Origin of the sequence: Alkalitalea saponilacus (genome assembly GCF_900168165.1) — a bacterium.
Lineage (GTDB): Bacteria > Bacteroidota > Bacteroidia > Bacteroidales > Marinilabiliaceae > Natronoflexus > Natronoflexus saponilacus.
Genome location: NZ_FUYV01000003.1, coordinates 151,147 through 164,515, shown reverse-complemented (window position 1 = coordinate 164,515; position 13,369 = coordinate 151,147). Strand labels below are relative to the sequence as shown.

The 13,369-nt window shown below is 39.3% G+C and carries 6 protein-coding genes; 1 reads left to right on the top strand and 5 read right to left on the bottom strand.

Annotation, left to right across the window (positions count from 1 at the left end; translation table 11 throughout):
• The first annotated feature begins 132 nt into the window (after window positions 1-132).
• Window positions 133-2,676 (top strand): cadherin-like beta sandwich domain-containing protein, encoded by a 2,544-nt coding sequence (locus tag B5X70_RS04075; protein WP_079556605.1) that lies wholly within the window; start codon window positions 133-135, stop codon window positions 2,674-2,676.
• Between the two features lie 544 nt (window positions 2,677-3,220).
• On the opposite strand, the gene B5X70_RS04070 is transcribed toward B5X70_RS04075, so the two are convergent.
• The 5 genes from B5X70_RS04070 to B5X70_RS04050 are packed head-to-tail and all read right to left on the bottom strand — an operon-like array spanning window position 3,221 to window position 13,216.
• The gene (locus tag B5X70_RS04070) at window positions 3,221-4,831 is read right to left on the bottom strand and encodes a RagB/SusD family nutrient uptake outer membrane protein (protein ID WP_159449981.1); all 1,611 of its coding nucleotides are present in this window, start codon (window positions 4,829-4,831) and stop codon (window positions 3,221-3,223) included.
• A 59-nt stretch (window positions 4,832-4,890) separates the two neighbouring features.
• A complete protein-coding gene (locus tag B5X70_RS04065) occupies window positions 4,891-8,088 on the bottom strand; it encodes a SusC/RagA family TonB-linked outer membrane protein (protein ID WP_157666507.1) in 3,198 nt (1,065 codons plus the stop codon).
• A 28-nt stretch (window positions 8,089-8,116) separates the two neighbouring features.
• The gene (locus B5X70_RS04060) at window positions 8,117-9,661 is read right to left on the bottom strand and encodes a fasciclin domain-containing protein (protein ID WP_079556602.1); all 1,545 of its coding nucleotides are present in this window, start codon (window positions 9,659-9,661) and stop codon (window positions 8,117-8,119) included.
• A 23-nt stretch (window positions 9,662-9,684) separates the two neighbouring features.
• Window positions 9,685-11,643: a fasciclin domain-containing protein gene (locus tag B5X70_RS04055; protein WP_079556601.1), complete on the bottom strand. Its 1,959-nt coding sequence runs from the start codon at window positions 11,641-11,643 to the stop codon at window positions 9,685-9,687.
• Between the two features lie 10 nt (window positions 11,644-11,653).
• Entirely contained in the window at window positions 11,654-13,216 is a 1,563-nt protein-coding gene (locus B5X70_RS04050; RefSeq protein WP_159449980.1) for a RagB/SusD family nutrient uptake outer membrane protein, read from the bottom strand.
• Between the last annotated feature and the right edge of the window lie 153 nt (window positions 13,217-13,369).

Sequence of the window (13,369 nt, the reverse complement as noted above, 5' to 3'; positions counted from 1 at the left end):
CACTGTTTTTAGAATTTGTACTATTATTTATAGATTTCATTTCTTTAACTTTATAAAACATAGATTTACACAAAGGATTGTTTTTAGCCTATTGTAATTAATTGTCTTTTAAACTTTTAAACAATAATCATTATGAAAAGATTCTTACTCAATCAGGCCCGATTCCTGCTTATTGTTATGGGATTACTGGGTTTTACTACAAACATTCTGGCTCAGCCCGCGGTTGACCAAACAGGAACTTTTGATCCCCCGCTAACAGGTGAACACCTTTTATATTTTGAAATGGTTTTCTATGATGCAAATGAAAACGGTAATTTCGATGCTGTTTTTTCGCTTTCCAACAATGAAATTGTTGCCTGGGGAGATGCAATCGCTGAGATAGTATTTTATGGCACAGGTGGGGGCATAGGTATTCAGCACCAACGTTCGCGACAAATCATACCTGTTCCCGGAGAACTTATGAAGCTATGGATGCCGGTTGATGTCCCAAACAACAGATTTTCTTTGTTTGTTCAAACTTCCACAATGGATGCACCGCAGGCTGTTTACGACGGATATGTTAATTTCTATGGAGATGATCACGTATCAGAATTAACAAGGTGGACAGCATACCACAATTCTCAGGGTGAGCCGGATTATTTGGAAGTGAGCGTCATTGACTTCCTTCCGCTGGATGACAATGCTCTACTTTCAGCTTTGAGCGCAAATGTAGGCCAGATGTCTCCTGAATTCAATGCAGAAGTACTAAGTTATGACTTGGTTGTTCCATACGGAACATCATCCATCACCGTATCACCAATAGCGGCGGGAATGGGTGCCTCCATCGACATATTTAACAGCGGGACAGGGGAACTTATGCCGGCAACCGGTGTCATTCCTTTCGAAGGCGATGGCGTTGATCTGGAAATTACAGTAACAGCCATGGACGGTACTGAAATTACTTACTTCATGTTCATATTTGTGGATGAAGGTGTTTCAGATGCCACTCTTCGGGACATTGAATTAAGCTCAGGAATACTTGAACCAAACTTCAGTCGCGATGTAACCAGCTATACTGCCTATGTGCCAAATGGATCATCAAGCGTTACAGTAACAGGAATTCCTAACTTCCCAGAGGCAACTGTTACCGGAGGTGGCGAATTGGTATTAAGTGACGGTGCTGCAACTGCAACAATTGTGGTAAATTCACAAGATGGATCAGCTTCTAAATCCTATACAGTTAATGTAGTAGAAGAGCCATTTGAATTGGTTCATTCATACAGGTTCGACAGTGGAACTGCGGCAGATGCCATTGGAGATGCCCACGGAGAGGTAAATGGAGGAGTCATTTCTGAAGGACGATTTACCACAACAGTTAACGGTGAGTTTATTGAATTACCAGCCAGCAAAATCGGCATATACAACTATCGCATCGTAACTCTTGAGGCGTATTTTATCGCTGGTCAAGACAATCCGTACCATACAATGATGGCCTATTTTGGTAATACCAACGCCGGAAACAACTATGGAAACGATTATTATTATTTATCAGCGACTAATGACAACAGCAGTCGTACAGCTCTAAGCATAGGTCAACATGGAAGTCCATGGGCAGCGGACATAGACGTTAGAGGAGATAAGTTGGACGATGGAATGGCTCACCATATTGTAAGTACTTTAACCCGTGACTCTATTTCTTTATACGTTGATGGAGTATATGCAGGATCGGCGGCACTTCCTGAGTCGCACAAAGTACAAAACATTGGTAGAAATCTGGCATATCTAGGAAAATCAGGCTATACCGGTGACCAAACATGGAGAGGTTCTTTGGTAGAGTTTAATATATACAACGGAATAATGGATGCAACAACAGTTGCTCTTCGTTCTACTGCATTCCCGGTATATGATGTAGCATCAAATGCAACGTTATCTGAAGTGCTGGTTGATGGAGTTGAATTGGAAGGTTTTGCACCTCATATCCTGAGCTATGTTATAGATATCGACGATACCGTTACAGAAGTACCTGAAGTATTGGCAGCAGCCACTAATACCAATTCAACTGTGGTGATCAATCCTGCAGAATCTCTTCCTGGGATAACAACAATTGTAGTAACTTCAGAAAATGGAGAGTACTCCACTACCTACAAAATTGAGTTCTACAATGCAGAGGCTGATGCTTCATTAAGCGAAATCGTGGTTGATGGCGACATTCTTGAAGATTTCGACCCAGCAGTAACTGAATATGTTATCACATTACCATTTGGAACTACCGAGGTACCTCTGGTAACAGCAACTACCAGAAATCTTGAAGCAACGATGGTAATTACCGAAGCTACAGAGTTACCAGGTGTAACAACCATAGAAGTAACCGCAGAGAATGGAATCAACATCAAAACATACACCATTGAATTTGAACTCGCTGAAGAGGTTGTGGATCCAGATCCAAGCAATAGCATTTTTGAAGAAGAAACTTCAGGTGTTGTTGTCTATCCAACAGTTACAAACGGCAGCTTCAATGTTGTTTCTGAAACGGCAATTAATAGTATCACCGTATTTGATTTAAGCGGCAGAGTTATTGCCCGATATCAAAATGTAGGCAACGAAACATCCATCGCAGTTCAAAATGCTGGAGTTTATGTTTTAATGGTAGAAACCGGTAGCAAGACTGAAATGTTTAAGGTCGTTAAAACCAATTAACACTTTGTTTTTCTGATATTTCAATAATATCAATCAAATTAAAAGGGAACTGAATTATTTATAATTAGTTCCCTTTTTTTAACCAAAAATCAAGGCTACATTAATGTCAAGACGAATCTGAATGATCTTCCTCACTCACCCCTAACCCCGTTCGGCTAGGTGTTCGACTGAGGCTTCGGTGTTAGTTAGAGAGATTATTCAGATTTAAATTGGCACTAAGAAATTGTTTAAATTTAGTTTCAAATATATGTTATAGATAAGAAGAGTGTTAGATTCTAGACAAATAGATTAGTTGAGAAAGAAGATTAGATATATCTGATTTTCTATTTAATCTGGTCTATATATCTTACATCTAAAAATCTCTAAAACAGCTTTAATATAAATTTAAACAGTTTCTAAGTCTCTCAGTGAAAAAACAATTAAAACAGATCAAAAATATTCACTGAAAGTACTCTTAAACATAAAAAAGGGACTGTGTTAGCACAAGTCCCTTTTTTCATCTAACTCCAAATCAAAAATTATGAAAACCAAAAATCATTGTATGTTATTTAGGCAAATACCAACGATTAGGATCCGAAAGAATTCCTTCCAAGGCGCTGTTTCTCCTTGCTACCATGCTAGCAAGAAATCCAGGATCATTGCGCCTTAAGGCTACACGCATCAGATCATGAAAACGGTGACCTTCATAAGCCAATTCCAATGCATACTCCTCTATGATCATATCTTCAACATATCGAATTGAATCCTGCAAAGTAGGCATAGATGGAATTCTGAAAGAATTAACAGTACTTACATTTCCACTACCCCGCTCACGAATTCCCCGACTGTAGTTAAAGAACGTATTAGAAAAGTTCATATAGGTTGGTAAGTTATTTGTGCGTTCTCGAGAAGGCACAATACTGTCATTCATAATCACCTGCTCCTTCAATCCGTGCTTAATCACTGAAAACGCAAGATTAGGCTTACCTGCCCTGTTAACAGCTTCGGCATACCTCAAATGAAGTTGCGCTGCTCTATAAATAAAGATTGCACTTGCTGATTCTGTACTGGCATAATTTACATATTTTGATATATAACCTGCCTGCCCAGCAAATTGGTCGGGAACAGTTCCCAAAATTTCATCGAACAGCTGGAAAGTATGTACGCGACGCAAATCGCCGTCGGTTGTTACATTGGCATTGTGATAATAGGTCTGCTCAAGAAATGTTTCAACAGCGGCATTGCTCGGCGCCACCTCAAAATTATATATCATAATTGAATCTAGATAAGCACCAGAACCATGTTCGGTAGATTTAGCCAGGATGGTAATCCTTTCTTCGTGGATATTTTCCATATCAAAGGCATTCCACCAGACACGATTTTGTCCGATAAAAGCAGAACCAGTTACCTCCCAGGTATTTCTAATAGACCAGGCTATTATTTCCTCTGCTACCATCAGATTTCTGTACTCCAGCGCAGCACGTTCATACTCTCCATTCCATAAATAGAGATCGCCCAGTACAAACCTCACCGGAAAATGTATCATCCCACTATTGATATTGTCATCAATGATTACCTCATTAGGGGGAAGAATATTTCTCCAAGGTTCTAAATCAGCTATAAGAACTGGTAATAACTCATTCAAAGAAAGTTCAGGAAAATCCTTTTTGGCAGCATTTATACTAAGTAAGGGTTCTTCATAATACCTTACTGATCCGTAATTGAGAGCCATTTGCAAATAAGTCCATGCACGAACAGACTTAACAGCAGCCATATCGCGCATTAGAACTTTCTCTGCCTGAATGACCACAGAAGTATCTAATTTGCTAATAATATAGTTACACTGATTAATAACTGCATAATAATCTCTTATGTCAGCGTAAGGATTATCAGGTGAAATATTAAATTCGGAAATTTCACGTAAATCACGACCGGCATTATTGGTAATATCCATCATGTCGCCCCGAAGCTCCCCCAGAAGCACATACCTTCGACCTAGCTCCTGAAGTTTGGCATAAACCCCGGTTTTGCCATACATGGCGTCGAAAGTCGTATTAATGGTGTGATTCTCTTCTAGCAACCGTCGATCTGAATCAACCTCCAGGATATCATCACAGCCGCTTATCAAAATAACGGCCATGAAACTGCCTGCTAATAGTTTTAATATATTTCTCATCTCTTGTTTCATTTATGCTACAGAATAAAATATCTGCTAAAATTATACAGTACGTTCTGTTAGAGATTCATTTTAACTCCTACAAAAAAGCTCTTGGTAGATGGAAGAAGACCTGCATCTATACCTTGATATAGGACTCCGTTTCCAACAGAAACTTCAGGATCCCGACCAAGATAATCTGTCATTGTCCAAAGATTATTGGCCGCTACCCAAACATCCAGACCGCCCAGCCAGTTACTCTGCACAGGAACCTTATAGTTTAGTTTTATGCTCTTTAGCTTAAGAAATGACCCATCTTCTATCCATCGATCAGAAAATCTTGAGTTCCCCATTGGATCTCCATAGTATGCACGTGGCTGATTGGTTTGTTGACCTTCTGCTCTCCATCGAGTGAGCATGGCGGTTGACTGATTACTGAAATCACTACCAGACTCCAAACTGGCTCTTAAATGGTTATAAACATCGTTGCCTACAGAGTATGTAAAGAAAGCATCAAATGTAAAATTCTTATAACCAAGTCGGGTATTAAATGAGCCATAAAAATCCGGATTTGGATCACCAATAATCTGTTTGTCATTGGCGGTAATGAAACCATCACCATCAACATCTTCGAAATGAACATCTCCTGCTCCAAAAAGGTAAGTGTGTCCTTGAGAATTGGTCATTAACAATCCAGCAGCTAAAGCTTCAGCTTCTGTTGCAAAAACACCATTGGTTTTATATCCATAAAAGAGACCTGCAGGATTTCCAACAGATGTGAGAATTTCTGCACCATAAATGGTTGTAGTATAATCTCCATCAGGAAGTGAAACTATTTCATTTCTATAATGTCCGATGCTGGCTCCAAGTTCCCACTTGAAATTACTGTTGTTGATCACCTTAACATTGGTTGAAAAATCAAACCCTTGATTTTGAAGTTCTCCACCATTTTGCCAATAATATCCCTGTCCGGCCACTTCCGGAAGTTCTTTTAAACCCAGCAAATCTTTTGTATTATGGTGGAATATCCCTGCAGATAATGCGACCCTGTCATTTAGCATGATGGCATCAAATCCAAAAGTTGCTTTGGAAGTTGTTTCCCATTGAATAGATGTGTTAGCAATATTACCAATGATTAAACCATTCGCTCGATTCATATAAGGTTTAGATATAAGATAAGAATCTCTGGAAAAAGCGGCAATGTCATCATTACCAGAAATTCCATAACCTGCACGAATCTTTAAACGGTCAATAAAATCTGCTCCGGCCATGAATTCTTCAGAAGAGATAAGCCATCCGGCATTTAATGATGGAAACACACCCCAGCTGTGGCCTAACATCTGAAAGCCACCTTCTGTCTCTTTTCCAAAACGGGAAGATGCATCCATTGAAACACCAGCCGTTACAAAATAGCGGTTATCAAAACTGTACTCTACATTAGCATAATTGGCAATTGACCTGATTCTGTCATTAATTCCATCAATAAAACGAAACTCCATGTCTCCATAAAGATTTCTTCTTTGATCCGTTCCAGAGTTATGCCCTTCTCCATAATCCAATTCGTAGTAATTGGATAGGAAACGCCAGCCAGCCATAGCATCAATTCTATGCACATGATCAAACGTATTGCGATAAGTCAACCGTGTGTCGTCAAAAATAGCAACATTACGCATTTGCTGAGACATAAACATATTTTCTGAAACGCCATACCCAGGTAAATCAATATCAGCCACCCCCAAAATAGGTCTGAAATAAGTCTCCTTGACTTTGTCGAGACTATAATCAAAGTGAGTACTCAACTGAAGCCTTGGGGATATATAAAAGGTGGGTTTTGCACCCAATGAAAATCGGTAATGCTTGTTAACATTTAAGGAGCGATCCATAACTGCACTTGGGTTACTGATGCCAAACTCATCACTATCTTCGTGATCATTGGATTGTACACCGGCAGAGGTAAAAGTATATGGATTTAAAAATGGTGACTTGATCATAGCCAGATAAGTAGGAGATGTATGAAATACAACTCCGTCATCAAACAGTTCCCTGTCAACATTTGAAAAAGATACATTCAATCCTAAAGTAAAAAGTTCAGAAAGATCAAAATCAGCATTAAATCTGGTGGTTAACCTTTCCATTCTTGTGTCTCTTACAACACCTTCAACACCTGTATATCCAACAGAAAGAGCGTATAATGCCATATTATCACCACCGTTCACACTTACATGGTATGAATGGGTTAAACCAGTCCGATATACCTCATTATCCCAGTTTGTGTTATTATGAAAACGGTTGTATCCCGGGCGAGATGGATCAGTCATTAAAAAGCCAAATTCGCTGTATTCACTTCGGTGAATATTGGTTGTTCCCAGAAGTTCAGATGCATAGATTCTGAATTGATCTCCCCCCATAACAGGCAATGATTCAGGTTGAGTGGTGATTCCTCCATAAGCATTAAATTCTATTTGGGTAACAACCCCCTCTCCTCTTCTGGTTTTAATAAGGATAACTCCATTAGCACCTTTGCTTCCATAAATGGAAGTACCATCTTTGATCACACTAATACTCTCAACATCATTTAAATCCAGGTCAGCCAATGTGTTGCCAAAATATCCGGTATGTATTGAGTTTACATCATAAAGGCTGTTCCATATAACACCATCTACAATAATTAACGGCTGCGCATTCATGTTTAGTGAATTGAATCCACGAATAAACATGGAAGATCCCATTCCTGCAACACCGGAACGATTTACAGATCTCACATTTCCACCTAAACGGGTTTTAATGACATCATCGATGGTTAAAATTGACGGATGATCGACATCCCTGGTTTCGCCATATGCCAAAGGCATAAAGCTTTTACGAACAGGGCCCTTTAAACTTTCAATCTCCCGATAATTGTCGGTGAATATATCTGGAAACAAATCAATTTCAAGACGTTCTCTTCCTCTCAAAGGGACTTCACGCGTGCCATAACCAAAGGCCTCAATTCGAAGAATTTCGTTGGACGAAGTAAGGCTTATGATATAACTTTCATCATCCTGAAGAGTTGCGGCAGCGGGGTTATTAACAGCCTCAATCCGGGCAGTTAATACAGATTGTCCGGTATTTGCATCCCGCACTAAAACGTGAACTGAGAAAGAATCATCTCCCTGAGGAGCAACATTACCGGATACCGTAGAAAACATTGCTATAGCTCCAAAGACCATTAAAATCCTCAGGCTTTTCATCAGTGCGCTGGCTCTAAAGCCATGGTTTCTTAAGATATTGTGTTTCATTATCATCAAAATAATATTTAGCATCCCCTTACTCAATTACGGGTTCTAAAATGATACAATCGATACGCATTGTTCTGCTAAACTCAGCAGTCTCATCGGTTCGGACAGCATTGGTTACTTCCAATACCACAGGGACAGAAGGATACTCCTGATCAACTACATTAGCAAAATCAAAAGTAAATTCACCCAAATGCATCCTTGTCACTTCATGCGCATCTGTCACATTGTTTGAAGGTGTGATTGGATTCCTGCGAATACGACCTGTGGTTGTATTAATGGATACCAAGGTAAAGTTTGCTTTATTTGGCCTTGGATTGCTTGGATTTACAATTGCTTCCGGCACAAAAACTACATGAATATTATAAGTAGCAGATAACGTATTTGGAATTTGAAAGGTCACTGATGGTTGAGCAACGTTACTCAAGCCGGTGGGCTCTACAACAATGTACCTGTCGTCAGATATATCAAACCCTGAACCTTGGCTATTACGTTGAAGAATACTGCTGTTTGCATTGGTACGTCCTTGAGGAAATTCTGCTTCAACCAAAATTGGTTTAAACCATGAAGCTGTGTCTGAAATCTGTATGGAAGCTGTTTGATAAACCCAACCATTGCTCAACTCCTGCGCAACAGTATTCGAAAACAAGCTAGCCGGATTATACATCGTATTTCCATTGGTAGATGTCATATAAGGCATTGCCTCTGGACTTTCATAAACTCCTCTGTAAAACAAATCCTGAATAATGGTAAATTGTGTAATAAAATGGGCTCTTCCTGCCCCACCAAAAACATCCGGGATATTGAAATATGGACGTATTTTCTCATAGGCCTCATTCCACGCATCGTTGTTTGGAAGAAGCGCTGTATATATACTATCCTCATCATTAATATGGCCAAGACGATCTAAAACCAAATTGCGGTAAACAAAAATTGAATCATAAATAGGCTGGTCGTCTTCATTATAACCAATCTCAACACTATTTACAGGATCAAACACAAATCGATCTTGTCTATAGAGAAAACTACGCAATGAATCTAACCCAGATGTCCTACCAATATGCTCCCAAATGTTATTGGTATATGGAACGTATCCATCAATAATATGTAACAATCCATTCTTCAGCAAGGTATTCCCCTCGCTTAGGAGCATTCGCCCAAAGCTAAATCCGGCCTCTTCACGAATAAATGTAACATACTTACCGTTAAGCATACTCACTCTGCTTAACATTACGCCTGATGTAGAAAAAATACTCCTGGCTATATGGTTTCGAACAATTTCTACAACCAAATCTTCGTTTTGCAAATCTACACCTTCCAGTGCAGCATTGTTTGGTGCCCATACAGTATAGGACTGATCAGAATTAATAACTTTATCATACCCGGAAATGCGCAGCATTTCTGCAAAAGTGCTTAGTTCAGGTTTTGAATTAATATACCCGTATAAAGTCTGATCGGAAACAACTTTGGTTGATTTTGAGTAATGATCATCCCATGAATCATTACAGCTTGTTAACACCAAGGTCATGACCAGAATTAATACGCTAAAAATGCGATATAATGCTGTCCTTTTCATATATAAAAAATTATAATCCACGTTTAATAAATATCCTCAAATTCCAACACCTCCACGGGAACAAACTCTAGATAATCGAACATAAATTCTCCTGAACGCGCCGCACGTACAGTAAACTCATGGTTCTTTGCCTCGTCAAAAGTATAAATACCGAGTATTCTTCTTAATGCAGATGGGCCTTGACGTGCAGACTGTGTTGAATGTCCATACCATGTTCCGTTGATGACCCTGAAACTGGCAGGAGCTTTCATATACCCACGGTTGCGCATCATTCGGTCATTCTCAAAACCCTCAGGATCGTTCGGATCGCTACCCGGTGCAATGTAACCTATTGATGCATGTCCTGCATTTCTGGACAGATCCAAAGGAATCCCGCTGGGGATTCCGTTCCAATACAACTGAGCAGCACCTCTGTTTCCTGTTGCTACAAATCCAAATCGAACTTCGTAAGTTCCGGGTGGAACAGGTGGGGTAACGATGGTAAACTCGTACATTCCTAAGAGGAACACTTCATCTCCCTGGTAATTAACAAATCGGTCATCAGAGTTAAAATATCCAAATTCTGTGGTTTCTGAAACATCTACGCGTTCGATATAACCTCTAGGGAAATAATATCTTTCCGATGGATAACCACCTCTTCTATTACCCACTCGGATATTGTTATTAGTTAATTCGGGGAAAAAACTGGCAGAATTCATTCTAATTCTCTTGCTGGATAACATCTGCTCAACTTCCTCATTATATAACAGAATTCCGTCAATTTCATGGTAAACACCGTTTAATGCATCATTATCAACATTATCAAGAACTAAACGAATCGCTTGACCGGAAGACGGGATCATATTGAACACATCGTATTCATTATTATCCCTGAAAGTTCTTATCTCCAACAATGTGTTTGGAGCCATTGGCTCAATGTACTCAAACATATCTACAGATTTAACAGAATGACTTTCCGTTGAATTCGATCCGGTATTGTCGTATGCTTCGATCAACAAATGTCGTGGAAGCTTTTTGTTCACCAAATGATATGCAATAAACCTGTTCAAACTATTTCTTCTGTTTGTAATGTCTTCGATACCCGAATCATTGGGGTACATTCTGTCATAAACAGTTGCTGCATAGGCTGCCATATCTTCCAGAGAATTTATTCCATATTCGGCAAGAGTAACATCGCTAACTGCAAAAATGGTAAAACCATACAATCTTTCCTGAGGAACTACATTTAAACTTCCAATGTTATTGGTCACTGGCAAATCGGCATATTCAGCCGGGATAACATAATCCTCATCTCTTATTTTTAGCAATTCCTGGTAAAGCTCAGTTTCAACCAGAGCTTGATACATGAGAGAAAATCGATCATCCTGTGAAAAGGCTTCAACCACGGTCAGATCACTGGGCTCTATAACTTTATCTATAACATGTATAATCCCATTATGAGCCGCGATATCACGATTACGAATAACTGAAAGTTCGTTCACAACAAAATTATATCCTCCACCTGTACTCTGGATTTGGATGTTTAATGATCGACCAGTCATGGTTAGATATGGAAGGGTTCCTGCTGTGAACTCCATAGAAGGAACCTCAAAGTTTCTAATGATGTGATCATGTACAATTCTACGAATTGTATCAACCGGAAAATCTTCTACTGAAGATTTTCCTCTGGAACTATACAATGCAATCATGGCATCGTTTTCTGGCAAAAACACGGTATAGCTTCCATATGCATTTAACAAACCCATTACACCAGATAACTCCAGCATTTTTTCAAATTCAGAAAATCTCTCAGGGCGTGCCTCAATATACTGACCAATTGTTTCGCCTCGAAATGTGTAGTAGTTTTCACCAATATCATCATCATTGCAACCACTAAAGAGACCAACCGACAAAACCAACATGATAGCAGGCAGTGATTTCGTCAACACATTCATTACCTTGAATGTGTTTCTTTTTTGATTAAAAATATTTTTACTATCCATAATACTTTATTTACCAGTTGATAGATTGATCACTTAACAAATAATAGGGATTTTGTTCCAAAGCCCGGTTGTTTCTTAACTCACTGATGTGAATAGGAAGATAGAGCGCATCCATGGACGACAACTTATCCGTAGGAAGAGACGTAACCTTGCGTGCAACAACATTTAGCAGTGAACCGGGATTATTCTCCCGACGTGCAATACGTAACAAATCAAAATATCGTTTTCCCTCAAACATCAGTTCACGTTGACGTTCTCTGTATAATAATCCTTCCAATTCCAACCTTGAATTGTAGTGATCCAACAGAAGTGGTTGCTGGAATTCGTCAAAATTAGATCGCAGATATACAGTATTAATTAAGTCCATAGCTTCGGCATAATGAGCCTCGCCCATTTGGATCAGAGCTTCAGCCTTCATCAGCTTAATATCTGAAAGGCGATAAAATATCCAATTAGCAGTAGTAGACCGGTAAAAATATGAGCTAACTCCAGCCGCACTTTCAGTTCGCAAGCCTACATACTTGAAAGGGAAAACCATATCCACAATGGTTCTGGCAAAATCCTTTTGACGGATATCATCTACACTCTCTATCACATTCCCAGAATTAGGTCGGTTGAAGATACGGAACGTATTAGTGGGACTTACCAAATTATAATTAAGTTGCCAGTGCCCTATGGTATTTCCACTTCCACCATAAAAATTGTAAATAACTTGATTAAAACGGTTATCAGTATCAAATTGCAACTCAAATATGGATTCAGTGGAATTCCCGCTATAAAACACCTGCTGTAACAGAGCCTCTCCGGAAACAAGGCTGAACTGAGAATCATTGATGATGGCATCAGCCATAGCAACACTCTCTTCATACTTTTCGCGCCACAGATAAATATCAACCAACAGTGCACGAATAGCATTCCGTGTAACCCGCCCCTTAGTATGACGATTGGTTTCAAAAGTCTCTCTTGCATAAATCAAAGCATACCTAAGATCCTCTTCCAGTTTATCAAGTATTTCATCCTCTGGTGATTTAGGCACACGATAATCCTGATCATCATCGATACTTGGTTGCTCAATCCATGGAACATCACGAAAAGCACGAACCAAATAAAAATAGGACAATGCTCTGATTGTTAACACCTCGGCTGTAAGAGAGCGCAACCGATTTTCCGTAAAATTCTCGTCACGTCTAACGACTTCGGGAGCAAAGTGCAAAAATGTATTACAATAATTAATGGTGGTATAAAATGGCCCCCATTGAGCATATCGATTATTAGGAATGATATCAAAATTCATCATTCTCAACATATCTGTAGCAGCGCCATGATCATTGGGCAAGTTTCCAGGCATAATATTGTCAGAACGCACCTCACCCCACATCAACATTCGCTCCATCGCCCCACCTTCAGTCAACGACTGATAACATGCAGCCAAAACCTGCATTACATGACTTTCATCTTGCCAGAAATCCTCTAAAACTACTTCACCTTCAGGTTTGAGATCCAGCCAGTCATCACAACCGGAAAAAACAAAGATCAATCCGGTCATCATCACTATTGAAAATATCTTTTTCATTAGAGTATAATTAAATTTATTCATTGGCAGAATGCAATGGACATGAGTTGTTGCAAAATCGGATTTCATTCTATTCTTCTTGCTAAATTCTCTCATGTTCATATCTTATTCTATTTGTTTTTTCAATCTCACATCAGCCAAAGTTCAATACAA